The 16344-nt window shown below is 61.8% G+C and carries 15 protein-coding genes; 8 read left to right on the forward strand and 7 right to left on the reverse strand.

Annotated features, from left to right (window positions below; translation table 11 throughout):
* The first annotated feature begins 6 nt into the window (after positions 1-6).
* The 4 genes from argE to DSM14862_RS05675 all read left to right on the forward strand — a co-directional run bounded on the left by argE (position 7) and on the right by DSM14862_RS05675 (position 5042).
* Positions 7-1170: an acetylornithine deacetylase gene (gene argE, locus DSM14862_RS05660; protein WP_007119466.1), complete on the forward strand. Its 1164-nt coding sequence runs from the start codon at positions 7-9 to the stop codon at positions 1168-1170.
* A gap of 103 nt (positions 1171-1273) precedes the next feature.
* Positions 1274-2620, forward strand: a complete 1347-nt coding sequence (locus DSM14862_RS05665; RefSeq protein ID WP_040701103.1) for an NAD(P)/FAD-dependent oxidoreductase — start codon at positions 1274-1276, stop codon at positions 2618-2620.
* A gap of 24 nt (positions 2621-2644) precedes the next feature.
* Complete coding sequence (locus DSM14862_RS05670; RefSeq protein WP_007119468.1) at positions 2645-3811, forward strand: M20 aminoacylase family protein; 1167 nt, start codon at positions 2645-2647, stop codon at positions 3809-3811.
* Between the two features lie 67 nt (positions 3812-3878).
* Positions 3879-5042: a M20 aminoacylase family protein gene (locus tag DSM14862_RS05675; RefSeq protein WP_007119469.1), complete on the forward strand. Its 1164-nt coding sequence runs from the start codon at positions 3879-3881 to the stop codon at positions 5040-5042.
* A 58-nt stretch (positions 5043-5100) separates the two neighbouring features.
* Here DSM14862_RS05675 and DSM14862_RS05680 read toward each other — a convergent pair whose 3' ends face one another.
* The 3 genes from DSM14862_RS05680 to moaA are packed head-to-tail and all read right to left on the reverse strand — an operon-like array spanning position 5101 to position 8445.
* Positions 5101-6144, reverse strand: coding sequence for a glycosyltransferase family 4 protein (locus DSM14862_RS05680; RefSeq protein WP_007119470.1), 1044 nt, complete (start codon positions 6142-6144; stop codon positions 5101-5103).
* Positions 6137-7432, reverse strand: a complete 1296-nt coding sequence (locus DSM14862_RS05685; protein WP_007119471.1) for a 3-deoxy-D-manno-octulosonic acid transferase — start codon at positions 7430-7432, stop codon at positions 6137-6139. The genes DSM14862_RS05680 and DSM14862_RS05685 overlap by 8 nt, the downstream gene beginning before the upstream one ends.
* A gap of 5 nt (positions 7433-7437) precedes the next feature.
* Positions 7438-8445: a GTP 3',8-cyclase MoaA gene (gene moaA, locus DSM14862_RS05690; protein ID WP_007119472.1), complete on the reverse strand. Its 1008-nt coding sequence runs from the start codon at positions 8443-8445 to the stop codon at positions 7438-7440.
* Between the two features lie 85 nt (positions 8446-8530).
* Here moaA and DSM14862_RS05695 point away from each other — a divergent pair, with 85 nt between their 5' ends.
* On the forward strand, positions 8531-9052 hold the full coding sequence (locus DSM14862_RS05695; protein WP_007119473.1) for a hypothetical protein: 522 nt from the start codon (positions 8531-8533) through the stop codon (positions 9050-9052).
* Between the two features lie 14 nt (positions 9053-9066).
* On the opposite strand, the gene DSM14862_RS05700 is transcribed toward DSM14862_RS05695, so the two are convergent.
* Genes DSM14862_RS05700 through glmU form a run of 3 tightly spaced genes read right to left on the reverse strand, consistent with a single transcriptional unit; the run spans position 9067 to position 12937 of the window.
* The gene (locus DSM14862_RS05700) at positions 9067-9765 is read right to left on the reverse strand and encodes a DNA alkylation repair protein (RefSeq protein WP_007119474.1); all 699 of its coding nucleotides are present in this window, start codon (positions 9763-9765) and stop codon (positions 9067-9069) included.
* Entirely contained in the window at positions 9762-11582 is a 1821-nt protein-coding gene (gene glmS, locus DSM14862_RS05705; RefSeq protein WP_040701002.1) for a glutamine--fructose-6-phosphate transaminase (isomerizing), read from the reverse strand. Before glmS ends, DSM14862_RS05700 begins: the two co-directional genes overlap by 4 nt.
* A gap of 2 nt (positions 11583-11584) precedes the next feature.
* A complete protein-coding gene (glmU, locus tag DSM14862_RS05710) occupies positions 11585-12937 on the reverse strand; it encodes a bifunctional UDP-N-acetylglucosamine diphosphorylase/glucosamine-1-phosphate N-acetyltransferase GlmU (RefSeq protein ID WP_007119476.1) in 1353 nt (450 codons plus the stop codon).
* Positions 12938-13075: 138 nt separating this feature from the next.
* Between glmU and DSM14862_RS05715 the strand changes: the two genes are divergently transcribed.
* Complete coding sequence (locus tag DSM14862_RS05715; protein WP_007119477.1) at positions 13076-13750, forward strand: HAD-IIIA family hydrolase; 675 nt, start codon at positions 13076-13078, stop codon at positions 13748-13750.
* A 287-nt stretch (positions 13751-14037) separates the two neighbouring features.
* Here the strand turns inward: DSM14862_RS05715 and DSM14862_RS05720 are convergent, their stop codons facing one another.
* Positions 14038-14514 carry a pyridoxamine 5'-phosphate oxidase family protein gene (locus tag DSM14862_RS05720; RefSeq protein WP_007119478.1) on the reverse strand — a complete coding sequence of 159 codons (477 nt, stop codon included), beginning with the start codon at positions 14512-14514 and terminating at the stop codon, positions 14038-14040.
* Between the two features lie 144 nt (positions 14515-14658).
* Here DSM14862_RS05720 and DSM14862_RS05725 point away from each other — a divergent pair, with 144 nt between their 5' ends.
* Together DSM14862_RS05725 and DSM14862_RS05730 are read left to right on the forward strand one after the other, a co-directional pair.
* The gene (locus DSM14862_RS05725) at positions 14659-15819 is read left to right on the forward strand and encodes an isovaleryl-CoA dehydrogenase (RefSeq protein ID WP_007119479.1); all 1161 of its coding nucleotides are present in this window, start codon (positions 14659-14661) and stop codon (positions 15817-15819) included.
* Positions 15819-16304 (forward strand): lysozyme inhibitor LprI family protein, encoded by a 486-nt coding sequence (locus DSM14862_RS05730; protein ID WP_007119480.1) that lies wholly within the window; start codon positions 15819-15821, stop codon positions 16302-16304. The genes DSM14862_RS05725 and DSM14862_RS05730 overlap by 1 nt, the downstream gene beginning before the upstream one ends.
* Positions 16305-16344: the final 40 nt, after the last annotated feature.

Below are 16344 nucleotides of genomic sequence, written 5' to 3' on the forward strand. Positions count from 1 at the left end.
ACACCCATGACCGAACGCCTGACCCCGCTTGAGTTGATGACCAAACTTATCAGCTTTCCCACCGTGTCGCGAGACACCAATATCCCGCTGATCGACTGGGTGGCCGACTACCTTGCCTCGCACGGGATCGAAAGCTACCGCTACGTCGATCCCGATCAGCCCAAACATGCGCTCTTTGCCCATGCGGGCCCGTGGGAAGAGGGGGCTGTCGTGCTTTCGGGCCATACCGATGTGGTGCCGATTGATGGCCAGCCGTGGGAAAGTGATCCTTTCACCGTGACCGAACGCGATGGCCGCTATTACGGACGCGGCACCTGCGACATGAAGGGGTTCGATGCGCTGGCGATCTGGACGCTGGTTGAGGCGCATTATGCAGAAGTGAAGCGCCCGCTGCAAATCGCGCTGAGCTTCGACGAAGAGATCGGCTGTACCGGGGCCCCGCCGATGATCCAAGCGATGCAGGGCGTGCTGCCGAAAGGCTCTGCCGTGATCGTGGGCGAGCCATCGACCATGCAGGCCGTGACCGGCCATAAGGGCGGCATCGGTTTCAACACGCATCTGGTTGGGTTCGAAGTCCATTCCTCGTTGCTGCACACCGGCGTCAACGCAATCATGGCGGGGGCCAAGCTGATCGAATGGGCCAATGACGTGAACAGCGACAACATGGCCGCCAAACCGACCGAGACGGCCGCAATGTTCGACCCGCCCTTCACCACGGCCCATGTCGGTGTGATCGAAGGCGGCACGGCGCATAATATCACAGCGAAAGACTGCAAGTTCGCGATGGATTTCCGTGTGGTGCCGGGCGAAGACAAAGACAAGTGGGGCACCGCCTACCTCAAGAAGGTGCGGGAGGTCGAAAAGCAGATGCAGGCCATCGTGCCTGAAACCTACATCGAAACCTCCACCCGTTTTGACGTGCCCGCATTGCAGCCCGAGAAAGACGGCGAAGCCGAGCAGATCGCGCGCCAGATCACCGGCGACAACGCGAGCCATAAGGTCAGCTACGGCACGGAGGCCGGGCAGTTTCAGGAGGCGGGCTATTCTGCCGTGATCTGTGGCCCCGGCGATATCGCGCAGGCGCATCAGCCCAATGAATACATCGAAGTGGCGCAATTTGAGGCAGGCCATGACTTCATGCTTAAATTGCTGACCCGCCTACAAGGCTAAGCCGGGGGCGGGGGCCGACTGCCCCCGCGACCCGGTAAGACGATCTGCCAATTTTTTCGGCCGCCTAATGCTGCTCGCGCGGCCTTTGTTCAAGGGCCGTGCCATGTCTACTTTCCCCATCACCCTTTCAAGCCCCGCTAGCTATCCCCGCACCCCACCACGCGAGAGCGAGGTTGTGGTGATTGGCGGCGGGGTTATCGGCGTCTGCACCGCGCTGTTTCTGGCGCGGGCAGGCAAACAGGTCACGCTTTTGGAAAAGGGGCGCATCGCCGCCGAACAATCTAGCCGCAACTGGGGCTGGATTCGCCAGCAGGGGCGCGATCCGGCGGAACTGCCAATCATGGTCGAGGCGGCAAAGCTATGGCGCGAATTGGCCCCGCAACTGGACCGCGATATCGGGCTAAAGCAGACCGGTGTCACCTATCTGGCAAGCTCTGAGGCCAAAATGCAGGGCTATGCCGATTGGTTGCCCCATGCTGCGGCGAATGGCATCGACAGTCGCCTGATGGACGCAGGCGAGGTTGCCGCTGCCTTCCCGGGGCTGAGCAAGACCTATGCGGGGGCGCTGGTCACCCCCTCGGACATGCGCGCCGAGCCTTGGGCCGCGGTGCCCGCTCTTGCCGCCTTGGCGGTCAAAGAAGGCGTGCGGATTATCGAGAACTGCGCCGTGCGCAAGCTCGACCTTGCCGCTGGCCGCATCGCGGGGGTGGTGACCGAAGCGGGGGCGATCCGCACCGCCGCGGTCGTGCTCGCCGGCGGAGCATGGTCGGCGCTGTTTCTACGTGCGCATGGCGTCAGCCTGCCACAACTTTCGGTACGCGAATCCGTCGTGGCAACCAATGTGCTGCCCGAAGTTCACGCCGGTGCCGTGGCCGAGGCTGGTCTTGCCTTCCGCCGCCGCGCTGATGGGGGCTATACGCTCGCGCCGGGGGCGGCTCCGGACCTGTACATCGGCCCCGCTGCCTTCCGCGCCTTCCGCCATTACCTGCCGCAACTGCGCGACAACCCGTTTGGCCAGCGGCTCCGCGCGTCGGCACCAAAGGGGTTTCCCGACGCTTGGACAACCCCCCGCCGTTGGGCCGCTGACAGCCTTAGCCCCTTTGAGGCGATGCGCATTCTTGACCCCGCGCCCGATCACCGCCGACTGCGCAGAGTGCTGAAACAGTTCGCAGCCCTTTATCCTGAACTGCCGCCCATCACGGCGCGCACGTCATGGGCCGGGATGATCGACACAATGCCCGATATCGTGCCGGTGGTGGATCATTGTGCGCAAATTCCGGGCCTGACCATTGGCACCGGCATGTCTGGACATGGCTTTGGCATCGGGCCGGGGATGGGGCGTGTGCTGGCGGCTCTGGTCATGGGAAATGCGCCGGGGCATGATTTGAACAGGTTCCGCGCCGATCGTTTCAGCGATGGCAGTCCCATCCATCCCGGTCCGGCGATCTGACCCGATTTTATTAAAGGATAACCCATGCCGATCAAGAACCGCTTTGCCGAGACCCACGCCGAGATCACCGGATGGCGGCGCCACCTGCATGAGCATCCAGAACTGATGTTCCATCTGCCCGAAACCTCAAAATTCGTCGAAGAGAAGCTGCGTAGCTTTGGCATCACCGACATCACCACCGGGATCGCGCTGACTGGCGTCGTTGCGGTGATCGAAGGGCAGAGCAACACCTCGGGCCGCACCATCGGGCTGCGCGCCGATATGGACGCGCTCCCGATTATGGAGGCGACGGGGCTGCCCTATGCCTCGAAAACCCCCGGCAAGATGCATGCCTGCGGCCATGACGGTCACACCGCGATGCTGCTGGGGGCCGCGCAATACCTCGCCGAAACACGCAATTTCGATGGCCGTGTCGTGCTGATATTTCAACCCGCCGAAGAAGGCGGCGGTGGCGGCGAAGTCATGGTCCAGGAAGGGCTGATGGACCGCTGGGGCATCGACGAAGTCTACGGCATGCATAATATGCCGGGTCATCCGACGGGGCATTTTGCGATCCGCGAAGGGGCGCTATTGGCCGCAGCGGATGAATTCAACATCACGCTCACCGGGCAGGGCGGCCATGCTGCTGCCCCGCATGAGGCGATCGACACCAACCTCGCCGCCGCCCATGTGCTGATTGCGCTGCAATCCATCGCCAGCCGCAACACTGACCCGCTAAAGCAAGTCGTTGTCTCAGTCTGCACCCTGCGCAGCGACACCGACAGCCATAACGTTCTGCCGCATCAGGTGCTTTTGCGCGGCACGGTGCGCACCCTAGCCCCCGAGGTGCGGGACTTGGCCGAGCAGCGCTTGCACGACATCACCCGCCTGACCGCCGCGGCGCATCAGTGCCGTGCCGAGATCGACTACCAGCGCGGCTATCCGGTCACCCGCAACCACGCCGAGCATACGCGCTATGCTGCTGAGGCCGCCGATCAGATCACCCCCGGCACGGACCGCGACACGCCGCCCATCATGGCCGGCGAAGATTTCTCATACATGCTCAATGCGCGACCGGGGGCCTATATTATGATCGGAAACGGCGACGGGGCGACGGTGCACCACCCAAAATATGACTTTGACGATGCTGCGATCCCGGCAGGCTGCTCGTGGTTCGCGCAGGTGGTTGAGGACCGGCTGGCAAGGGCGTAAGCATGTCTCAGATAAATGCGCATGCATGAAACGCGGCGCTCAAACCCAACCGGAGGATACTTCCCAAATGGCCGTTAAGAACCGATTTGCCGAACTGCATGACGACATCACCGCATGGCGCCGCGACCTGCATGAGAACCCAGAGATCCTTTTCGAGACGCACCGCACCTCAGGCATCGTCGCCGAGAAACTGCGCGCCTTTGGCTGTGACGAAGTCGTCGAAGGCATTGGCCGCACCGGTGTTGTCGGTGTGATCAAGGGCAAGTCCACCGCCTCGGGCAAGGTGGTCGGCCTGCGCGCTGACATGGACGCGCTGCCGATCAATGAGCAGACCGGCCTCGACTATGCCTCGAAAACCCCCGACGCGATGCATGCCTGCGGCCATGACGGCCACACCGCCATGCTGCTGGGGGCCGCGCAATATTTGGCTGAGACCCGTAACTTTGACGGCACGGTTGTGGTGATCTTTCAGCCCGCCGAAGAAGGCGGCGGCGGCGGTCGCGAAATGTGCGAAGACGGCATGATGGACCGTTGGGGCATTCAAGAGGTCTACGGCATGCACAACTGGCCGGGCATGCCCACAGGTTCTTTCGGCATCCGCCCCGGGTCTTTCTTTGCCGCGACCGATCAGTTCGACATCACCTTCGAAGGCCGCGGGGGCCATGCCGCCAAACCGCATGAGACGATTGATACCACAGTCATGGCAGCACAGGCCGTTCTGGCGTTGCAAACCATCGCCGCGCGCAATGCCGACCCGGTAGAGCAGATCGTGGTCTCGGTCACCGCGTTTGAGACATCCTCCAAAGCGTTCAACGTGATCCCGCAACGTGTGCAGATGAAAGGCACTGTGCGGACAATGTCGGCCGAGGTTCGCAGCCTGGCTGAAAAACGCATCAATGAAATTTGCAACGGCATCGCTGCAACCTTTGGCGGCACGGCCAATGTGACCTATCACCGGGGCTATCCGGTCATGGTGAACCACGACGAGCAGACCGAGTTTGCTGCCGATGTGGCACGCTCCGTCTCCGGCGATTGCGTTGAGGCACCACTGGTCATGGGCGGCGAGGATTTTGCCTTCATGCTCGAAGAGCGCCCCGGCGCTTATATTCTGGTTGGCAACGGTGATACCGCAGCGGTGCACCACCCGGAATATAACTTCAACGATGAGGCTATTCCGGCTGGGTGTAGCTGGTGGGCAGGGATCGTCGAGCAGCGGATGCCAGCGGCTTGATTTCATACCCCATAAAGAAATTGCGCGCCTCCCTCGGGGGGCGCGTTTTTCGTCGGAGTTAGCCGCGCTCCCAAAGCGTGCGGTAGACCGCTTCGATCCCGTCGGCTTCGGCCCGCGCGCTAAAGCGCTGTTCAGCCCAGTGGCGCGCGGCCTCTGACAGGGCGGCTTGGTCGTCCCGCGCAAGCATGGATAGGGCGGCATGGGCCGCAGCCTCCGCAGCGCCCAGTGGCACCACTTTGCCTACGCGGCCCGCGTTTGAGAATGCCCCATAATAGCCCGCGTCGCTGCCCACGAAAGGCACGCCAGAAGCCAGGGCTTCAAGCGGGACCATCCCGTAGCCTTCATAGCGCGGCAGTTGTACAACAAGCGACAGCGCGCGCATCAGTTTCGGCAAGTCGGCGGCTGGATATTCTCCGACAAAGAGCAAGCGGTCGGCCAGCCCCGCGGCTTCGACCTGCGCCTTGAGCTTGGTCAGAAACGCATCATGCTTGCCGCCCGCCCGGCCAATGACCAGCGCAACCGCGCCGGGGCGCTCGGGCAGCAGTCGCAGCATCGCTTCAACAAAAAGATCGGTGCCTTTCTCGGGCCGAATGCGCCCCACGGTAGCAATGCCATGGGTGCCGCCAAAGCCCAGCTGCTCCCAAGCATTCGCCCGGTTCGTGGCGGGCGAGAAGACATCGGTGTCTACCCCATGGGGGACTACAGCGCGCACATGGGGCACGAACTCCGCCGCGCGTTCGGTCGTCGCAATCACCGCGTTTATCTGCCGGATCAGCCAGCGGGGATAGGCCGAATGCAACCGCTGCGCGGCTGAGGTGAAGACGATTTTGATATTGGCGCGGCGCACATCGCGCAGCCAGAGTGCGCTGCGCATCTCAGTATTGCGGCGCACGTGCCAGATGGCAAAGGGATGATCTGCAGGCGGGTGATTGCGGGTGATCCGCGCAGCCGCCGCGCGGGTCAGCGGGGGCGGGCAGCCGGGCAGAGGCTGGCCCACCAGCGCCATCTCGTGGCGTGTGATCTGTTGCCGGATCACATTGGCCGCTGTGGCAGAAACCCCGGTGAAGTTGCGGTTGTAATTGGTGACGTAAAGCTCAGGCATCCGGGCCTCTCTCACGCAAGCGCAGCGCCGTGATCAGCCGCTCGGCGATACTGTCGAGCTTGTCAGTCTGCGCCTCGGCATAGGCTTTGGCCGAGGCCACACCACTGGCGCGGGCGATGTCGTTGCTGAGCAAATCCGCGACCCTATCCGCCAAATCCTGCGTGCCTGCGATCAGCCGTGCCGCGCCTGCGGCCTCCATCTCTGCATAGGTTTCGGCGAAATTGGTGACATGGGGGCCAGACAGTACCATCGCGCCAGCCTGTGCGACCTCATATGGGTTATGGCCCCCGATAGGGTGCAATGATCCGCCCAGAAAGACGATGTTCGACAGGGCGTACCACGTGCCCAATTCCCCAAGAGTATCAGCCAGATAGACCTGCTCGTGCGGCATGTCGCCTCGCGTCCGGCGGCCATGGGTCAGGCCGGCGCTGGCGATGAGACCGGCCACTTCGTCACCGCGTTCCGGGTGGCGGGGGACAAGGATGAGGCAGAGATCGGGGAAGCGTTTGAGCAATTGCCGATGCGCCTCCAAAACGGATTTCTCTTCGCCCGGGTGGGTAGAGGAAGCGACCCAGACCGGGCGGTTGCCCAAGGCCTTGCGGGCCTCTGCGACGGTGTCATCGTCCTGCGGCAGGGGGCCAGCCATCGATTTCAGGTTTATCCCCGCCGCGACGCGATCAACGGGGGCATTGATTGTCCCCATTGCCCGCGCCATCGCGTCATTCTGGGTCAGGATCAGATCAAAGACGCCGAACAAGAACCCCGCCAGCGCGGGCTGCTTTTGCCACCGTTCAATCGAGCGTTGCGACATCCGCGCGTTGATCAGCGCCATCGCTGTGCCGCGGGCATGGGTGCGCCGCAGCATTTGAGGCCAGAGTTCGCTTTCGACGAAAAGTGCTGCATCCGGGCGCCAGTGGTCCAAAAACCGCTTCAGCGGGCCGGGGGCGTCGAGCGGCGCGAATTGGTGCAGCGTGCGGGGCGGCAGACGGCTTGCCACAAGCCGGGCCGAGGTCGCGGTGCCAGAGGTGATCAGAAAATGCGCCTGCGGCAGGGCGCGGCCCATCCGGTCTATCAGCGCCAGCACCGACAGGCTTTCCCCAACTGAGGCGGCGTGAAACCAGATCAGCTGGCCCGCGGGGCGCGGTTGGCTGGCGTGGCCGAGCTTTTCGCGGGCGCGTTTCGGGTCAACATCGGCCCGGCGCAGTTTGGCCATGGACTGCCGCCCAGCAATGGGCAGCATCACAGCGCTTGCCGCGACCCATGCCCGGTAAAGAAGCGGCGTAGCCATGGGGCTCAGCCGCCCGTATGGCTCATGTGGCGCGGCATTTGACCGTCGACGCGCTGGCGGGAGTAGTCGAAATCATGCCCCTTGGGCTTGCGGTCAATCGCCGCGCGGATCGCCTCTTGCAGTGGGACATCCGTATCGGGGTGGTCGCGCAGCGGTGCGCGCAGATCGGCCACATCTTCTTGCCCCAGACACATGAAAATCTCACCCGTGCAAGTGACCCGTACGCGGTTGCAGCTTTCGCAGAAATTATGGCTTAGCGGGGTGATGAAACCGATCTTCTGACCGGTCTCTTCCAGCCGCACATAGCGGGCGGGGCCACCGGTACGCTCGGTCAGATCGGTAACGGTGTAATGCTCCGCATAGCGCGCGCGCACATCCTTGAGCGACCAGAACTGGCCGAAGCGGTCCTCGTTGCCCAGATCGCCCATCGGCATGACTTCGATCCAAGTCAGATCAATCCCACGCTCGGCGCACCATTCGGTGATGCGCGGCAGCTCAGGCTCATTGAAACCCTTAAGCGCCACGGCGTTGATCTTGATCTTGAGACCCGCGCGTTGTGCCGCATCAATCCCGCGCAGCACCTGCGGGAGGCGGCCCCAGCGGGTGATATCCGCGAATTTCTGCTCGTCCAGCGTGTCGAGCGAGACATTCACCCGGCGCACACCAGCGGCGTAAAGGTCATCAGCAAAGCGTTCCAGCTGGCTGCCATTGGTGGTCAACGTCAGTTCTTTCAGCGCGCCACTGTCGAGGTGCCGTTTCATCCCCTCAAAGAAGGTCATGATCCCCCGGCGCACCAAAGGCTCTCCACCCGTGATGCGCAGTTTTTCAACGCCCAAGTTGACGAAGTTGCTGCACAGCCGGTCCAGTTCTTCCAGCGTCAGCAATTCCTTTTTAGGCAAAAAGGTCATGTTTTCCGACATGCAGTATACGCAGCGAAAATCGCAGCGGTCGGTGACGGAGACGCGCAGATAGGTGATCGCGCGCATGAATGGGTCAATAAGGGGTGCTGTCATGTGTCATAGGTAATGCTCCGCCCAGTGCGGGGCAAGCGGCATTTGGGCGATTGATAAGGGCGCAGGGCAGAGATAGTCTTGCAGCATGACACGTATTATTCTCCCGCTATTCATCGTAGCCGCCACCGCGGGCTGCAGCAATCTGCCTGAACGGTTTGGGATGGAAACCGCCCAATCAGAGCAGGCACCCGCAGCCGCCGCATCAGCGGAGGCATCGGTAGACGCCCAAGCAGAGGTCGCGGCCCCTGCGCCTGCCGCCTCTCCGATCGCGACCTCAGGCGCCAGTGCCGAGGCGCTGGATACGACAACCGCCGCAGAACGCGAAGCGGCCACCCGCGCCCCAGCCAGTGCAGGCGCTACATTGGGAACGACTGTGGCCAGTCTCGGCAGCGCGACAGAGCCCGGGTTGTGGTTGAAAACACCCCTCGTGAGATCCGAGCAGCCCGGCCGGGTGACCAACCCCACCACAGGCAAATCAGCCTCGGTGACGTTGATCCCACTGGACGGGCCTGCAACTGCGGGCAGCCGCATGTCGCTGCCCGCATTGCGGTTGATCGGTGCGTCTTTGACTGATCTCACCACGGTTGAAGTGTCAGCCGAAAGTTAAACGCGTTTGAGGTCTTAGCCTGCGCCGTCTGACTTTTTCAGCAGGCGCAGGGCTTCTTTTACCGCCACAGGTTTCATCGCCTCTCCATGGGCTGCGATAAAGGTGCGCGTGCGGTCGGGGTCATGTTTGGACAGGTCACGCAGCCACGCGCCGATTGCCTTTTGGATGAACTGCCGGTGATCCGGCACCATCGTCGCCGCCCAACCAAGAATGCGGTCGCGGGCTTCGAGTTCCTCGGGCCTGGGATTGTTCTGCTTGGTCCATGGCAGGGTCGAAACCAGCACCGCGCGCCGCGTCCAAAGGTGATCAGAGGCAACCCATTCTTCCAGTTCATCCAAACGTGTCGGATCGGCCATTAAGCGTTTCTGCGCCGCCATACTGGCATGATCGGCAATCGCCCAACTGTCGAAATCCGCGGTCCAACTGGCAATCAGCGCCCACGCGGCTTGATCGTCGGGCCGTAGCCGCGCTTGGGTCAGCAATTTGGCAGCAGCGACGCGCGCTTCGAAGATGTCCGACTGCCACAACCCGTCGGCCAGAGCGACGCGCCCCTCAACGTCGAGCGCCTCGCGCCAAGCCTGTGCAAGCTCCGCGATCTGCGGGTTGGTCAGGCCAAGATAGCGGCGGTCAGCTTTGTGATAGGCGCGCATCTCTTCTGCACGGGCCGGGTTAGCCAGTGCTTCAAGCTCTTCAAGTGCGGTTTCCAAGTTCATTCTACTGTCACCGATTTTGCCAGATTGCGCGGCTGATCTACATCGGTGCCTTTGGCAACGGCGGTGTGATAGGCCAGCAACTGGGCGGGAATGGCATAGAGGATCGGCGCCAGCGCATCAGGCACCGGTGGCATTTCGATGCTGAACCAAACGCCATCATTGGCTTCGGCCTGACCTTTGGAATCCGAGATCAGGATCACCTTGCCTTTGCGCGCCATGACTTCTTGCATGTTGCTTACAGTTTTGTCGAAAAGCGCATCGCGCGGGGCCATGACCACCACAGGCACATGTTCATCGACCAATGCGATGGGGCCGTGCTTCAGTTCCCCTGATGCATAAGCTTCGGCGTGTATATAGCTGATTTCTTTAAGTTTAAGTGCGCCTTCGAGAGCGAGCGGATACATCTGCCCCCGACCCAAGAACAATACGTCGCGGGCATGAGACAGCTTGAGCGCGGCCTCTTGCATTGTGTCGTTCTGTTCCAGCGCGGTGCTGATGATCGCGGGCAAGCCCCGCAGGCTTGAGATATGATCTGCGAAGGCTTCAGCCGTGATCGTCTCACGGTCACGCGCGGCCTTGAGGACGAGGGCGAAAAGCACAACCAATTGGCAGGTGAAGGCCTTGGTCGAGGCTACGCCGACTTCGACACCAGCATGGATCGGCAGGGCCAGATCGCTTTCGCGGGCGATCGAGCTTTCGGGCACGTTAACGACCGATAGGATCCGCGCCGCTTTGCCCTCGCAATAGCGCAAGGCGGCCAGGGTATCGGCGGTTTCGCCTGACTGGCTCACAAACACCGCCAGCGTGCGCGGCGAGATAGGCGGTTCGCGGTAGCGGAATTCAGAGGCCACATCCACTTCAACCGGGAGGCGGGCGATTTGTTCAAACCAGTATTTGGCGGTAAGGCAGGCATAGGAAGCGGTGCCGCAAGCCACCATGACGATCCGGTCAAACTGCGTAAAATCAATATCCTGCGTGCTGATATTGATCTGGCCTTCGGGCGTCAGATAGTGGCCGATAGCCGCACCAATCACGCCGGGTTGCTCGGCGATTTCCTTCGACATGAAGTGTTTGTGCCCGGCTTTGTCGATGCGGGTGCTGTCGATCTGCACAGTCTTGATCGCGCGGTTGGCCAGCGCGCCGTTCCGATCAGTGATCTCGACCGAGGTGCGGGTGATCACAGCGCAATCGCCTTCTTCGAGATAGGCGATGCGGTTGGTCAGCGGGGCCAGCGCGATGGCGTCGCTGCCGACATACATTTCGCCCTCACCATAGCCGATGGCCAAGGGCGAGCCTTTGCGCGCGGCGATGAGAAGGTCTTCGTGCCCATCGAAAAGGAAAGCCAACGCAAAAGCGCCCTCAAGCCGCGCGAGGGTTTGCTTGGCCGCCTCAATAGGGGCTGCGCCCTGGGCCATGTGGTGCTGGGTTAGTAGGGCAACAGTTTCGGTATCGGTCTCTGTGACAGACTGCACGCCATGCTCGGCCAATTCCACCCGCAGTTCGCGGAAGTTTTCGATGATCCCGTTGTGTACCACGGCGACTGGCCCGGCTTGATGCGGGTGCGCATTGTTCACGCTAGGCGCGCCATGGGTGGCCCAACGGGTGTGGCCGATGCCGGACTTGCCCGCCAGGGGGTCATGTACCAGCGCATCAGAAAGGTTCACCAGCTTGCCCAAGGCCCGACGACGGTCGAGTTTGCCTTCGTTTAAGGTGGCGATACCGGCGCTGTCATAGCCGCGGTATTCAAGACGTTTGAGCGATTCAACGAGGATCGGCGCAACTTCGTGGTTGCCGAGCACCCCTACAATTCCACACATTTTTAGCTGCCCCTCTGCATTTTTGCCTTTTTGGCCTTTAGAATTTCGAACATTTTGCGCGCCATGCCGGGTTTTTCGACCTGTGGCGCGCGTGACAGAGCCAGTGCTTCCGGCTCTACGTCGGACGTGATGACCGAGCCCGAGCCCGTCATTGCACCGTCCCCGATGGTGACCGGCGCAACCAGCATGGTGTTGGAGCCGATGAAGGCTCCGGCGCCGATGGTTGTATGGTGTTTCATCACACCGTCATAGTTACAGGTGATCGTTCCCGCGCCGATGTTGCTGCGCGCGCCTATGGTCGCATCGCCGATGTAGCTCAGATGGTTGACCTTGGCCCCTTCGGCGATCTGCGCGTTTTTCACCTCGACGAAATTTCCGATCCGCACATCTTCGGCCAGTTCGGCCCCGGGCCGCAGGCGGGCATAAGGCCCGACAACGCCGCCGCGCGAGACATGGCAGCCTTCGAGATGCGAAAAGGCGCGGATCGTGGTGCCGGATTCGACAGTGACATTCGGGCCGAACACGACGTTCGGCTCCACCACCGTATCGCGGCCGATATAGGTGTCGCGAGCGAGGAAGACTGTTTCGGGCGCAATAAGGGTCACGCCGTCTTCCATCAGCAGCGCGCGGGCGCGGGATTGGAACGCCGCCTCGGCACGGGCAAGATCGGCACGGGAGTTCACGCCCATGGTCTCGGCCTCAGCGCAGGTCACCACCGTGGCGCTGCGGCCTTCGGCACGGGCAAGGCTGATGATGTCCGTCAGATAGTATTCTTCTGAGGCGTTTTCGTTGCCGACCTTGTCGATCAGATCGAACAGCAGGTCTGACTTGCAAGCCACCACGCCGGAGTTGCACAGGGTGATAGCGCGTTCCTCGGGGGAGGCGTCTTTGAACTCGACGATACGCTCCAGCGCGTCGCCCTGCATCACCAATCGGCCATAGCGAGCGGGATCAGCGGCCTCGAAGCCCAGAACGACCACATCATGGGTGGCCAGCGCTTCTTGCATCTTTTCCAGCGTCTCGGGCTGCACGAAAGGCGTGTCGCCATAAAGCACCAACGCCATGCCATCAAAACCTTCCAGCGCCGGGCGGGCCTGTGCCACAGCATGGGCCGTGCCCAGTTGTTCGGTCTGTTCGACCACCTGCGCATCCTCATCAAAGAGGGTGGCCGCAGCACGCACTTGATCCGCCCCGTGGCCCGCGACGACAACCGTATGGCGCGGCGCCAACATGGCACCAGCGGCCATGGCATGTTCCAGCATCGGGGCAGAGGCGACCCGGTGCAGAACCTTTGGCAGGTCCGAGTTCATCCGTGTCCCCTTGCCTGCGGCGAGGATGATCAGTGCAGTATCCATGTAAATCTCTTTGTCCTTCAGCTTGCATTCTCTTTACGCGCTTCGCACAAAGGCGCAAGTCCACCACCCATCAAACTAGATTGCGGTCTGCAACACAGTGACAATTAAAGAGGCGGGGTTCCGCCCTAGGAGTATCCGATGAAGACAGTCGTTTTCGACCTCGACGGCACTTTGGCCGATACCTCGGGCGATCTGATCGCCGCTGCCAATGCCTGTTTCCGCGACATGGGCGAGGGGGATGTGCTGGTCCATGCCGAAGATGCAGGGACCGCGCTGCGCGGCGGGCGCGCGATGCTCACGCTGGGGATGCAAAAACTTGGCCGCGCCGATGATGCGGCAACAATTGACCGCTACTATCCGATGCTGCTTGAGGCCTATAGTCGCGACATTGACACCCATACAATCATGTATCCCGGCGCGATGGAGGCCGTCGCCGCGCTAAAGGCGGCAGGCTACCGCGTTGCGATCTGCACCAACAAGCCTGAAGCCTTGGCGGAGCTGCTGCTCACGCGGCTTGGCGTGCGCGATGCATTTGGTGCGATGCTTGGGGCCGATACGCTGGCGGTGCGCAAACCTGACCCGGAACACCTGTTTGAAACCGCGCGGCGCGCGGGCGGCGACCCGGCGCAATGTGTGCTGATCGGGGATACCGATACCGACCGGAAGACCGCGCGCGCGGCAGGGGTACCATGTGTGCTGGTCACCTTTGGCCCCGGCGGCACTGATGTGGCCGCGCTGGAACCAGAGGCGCTTTTGAACGATTTCGCTGATCTGCCGGGGGTGATCGAGCGGCTGATCGGTAAGGCCGCTTAAGGGGCATCGACATATGCGCAGCTTCACCTAGGCAAAGCTGGTTTTAGCAGGTGCAGGACAAGCAGCGACACCGCATGAACTGGTCCCCAGCGACAGCCGCTGAGGTTGCACTGCCGAGGCGTGAAATGCTGTCATCCCAATGGGCTAGGGGTACTATGGCGTAATTGCTGCTCTGCACGCCGTTTGGATAAGAACCGGCGGGGGGTGCTGACCACGGCATTCCTATTGGACGAACGTGCACGGATCGTCCGGTCAGAGGTCAGCACCATCTCCCAAATCAAATAAGGTCAGAAGCGGATCGTACCGTGCTTGCCCATATCAGGCTTGCCGCCAGTCAGTTGCGCCTTGCCGATCTCGTAAAGGAACTTGAACCCACCGTCAGTGGCCCAGACCTCGGCTTCGGTCAGATCAAAACGCACCAGCTGTACATCTGGGTCTTGCTTACCATCCTCAAACCACGCGCCGGCAATGGCGTTCCAGATTTTGTCCAGTTCGGTGGGGTTGGTCACGGCAGAGACATGCCCGTCGATCCGCGCCCAAAGAGATTCGTCTTTGCTGGCGATGATATATTCCGCAGCCACGCGGCCCTCTGCAGACTTTGCGAGGTCAGTTCCCTTGGCTGTGATGAACCATAATACGGCGGCGCGGTCGTCTTCGTCGATGTAGTGTGTCACCGGCACTGCGCGGGCGGTCTTGGTCATCAACATCCCCGCGCGGGTGTCGTCCAGCCGGTCCCAAAACTCTCTTTTCAGATCATCGCTCATTTGCATCTCGCTTTATTGTATCGTTCTGTCAGTCACAGAGCCAACCCGCCGCCACGCGGGGCGGTTCCACGTCGCGCCGCTTGACGCACCGCAGGTGGGGCGGTAGGTAATGAACAAGCGTTCAATAAATCGGGGGGAGAAGCCGTGTTCAACGCAAGTATGCAGTTTGATCTGGGAGAAGACGTCGCGGCCATGCGTGAGATGGTGCACCGCTGGGCGCAGGAGCGCGTCAAGCCGATGGCGGCGGAAATCGACACGAAGAACGAATTCCCGCCAGAGCTTTGGACTGAGATGGGAGAACTGGGCCTTTTGGGCATGACCGTCGAGGAAGAGTTCGGCGGCTCTGGCCTTGGCTATGTTGCCCATACGGTGGCGGTGGAAGAGATCGCCCGGGCGTCTGCTTCGGTCTCGCTCTCTTACGGCGCGCATTCCAACCTTTGTGTGAACCAGATCAAGCTGAATGGCACGGCTGAGCAGAAAGCACAGTATCTGCCGAAACTCTGCTCCGGTGAGCATGTCGGCGCGCTGGCCATGTCCGAAGTGGGCGCGGGCAGTGACGTGGTCAGCATGAAGCTGAATGCTGAAAAGCGGAACGATCACTTCCGCCTGAACGGCAACAAATACTGGATCACCAACGGGCCGGACGCCGAAACACTGGTGGTCTATGCCAAGACCGACCCCGAGGCAGGCTCGAAGGGTATCACTGCCTTCTTGATCGAGAAGTCGATGAAGGGCTTCACCACCTCAAACCATTTTGACAAGCTGGGCATGCGCGGCTCGAACACCGCCGAGTTGATCTTTGACGATTGCGAAGTGCCTTTTGAAAACATCCTCGGTGAAGAGGGCAAGGGCGTGCGGGTGCTGATGTCGGGCCTGGATTACGAGCGCGTTGTGCTCGCGGGCATCGGCCTTGGCATCATGGCGGCCTGTCTGGACGAGATCATGCCCTATATGGCAGAGCGCAAACAGTTCGGGCAGCGCATCGGGGACTTCCAACTGATGCAGGGCAAGATGGCGGATATGTACACCGCGATGAACTCGGCGCGGGCCTATGTCTATAGCGTGGCGCAGGCCTGTGACCGCGGCGACGTTACCCGTCAGGACGCAGCTGCCTGCTGCCTCTATGCCTCTGAACAAGCGATGGTACAGGCGCATCAGGCGGTGCAGGCCATGGGCGGCGCGGGCTATCTGTCCGACAACCCCGTGGGACGTATATTCCGCGATGCCAAGCTGATGGAGATCGGCGCCGGCACTTCGGAAATCCGCCGCATGCTGGTGGGCCGCGAGATGATGGGGGCGATGTGATGCGCGCCGCGCTGCTGGCTCTCGCGCTTCTGGCCGGGCCAGCAGCGGCGCAGGACATCACCTATTCCGATGACGCCACGGCGGGTTGCGTTGCCGTGGCGGAGGCGTTCACCGACCAGCGGGCGTGCATTGGCCTCTCGGCCAACCTCTGTATGGAAGCGCCGGGCGGTTATTCGACCTATGGCATGGGCGGCTGTCTGGATCGTGAGCTAAGGTATTGGGACACACTCCTGAACGAAAACTACCGTGCACGGATGGTTCAGGCAAAGTCGGCAGACGAAGACACCGCCATGTATCAACCGGAACTTCCAAAACAGGCCGAGGCGCTGCGTGACATGCAGCGCGCGTGGATTACGTTCCGCGATGCCGCCTGTGATTATGAGCGCAGTCAATGGGGCGGTGGCACTGGCGGCGGACCCGCGACGTTGGCGTGCCTCATGCGGTTGACGGGAGAGCAGGCGTTGCTGCTGGGGGCGGCGCACTAAGCGCGCAACCGTGCAGCGGCTGGAATGAACGGAGGAACAG

Origin of the sequence: Sulfitobacter indolifex, from assembly GCF_022788655.1 — a bacterium.
In the GTDB taxonomy this organism is placed as follows: Bacteria; Pseudomonadota; Alphaproteobacteria; order Rhodobacterales; family Rhodobacteraceae; genus Sulfitobacter; species Sulfitobacter indolifex.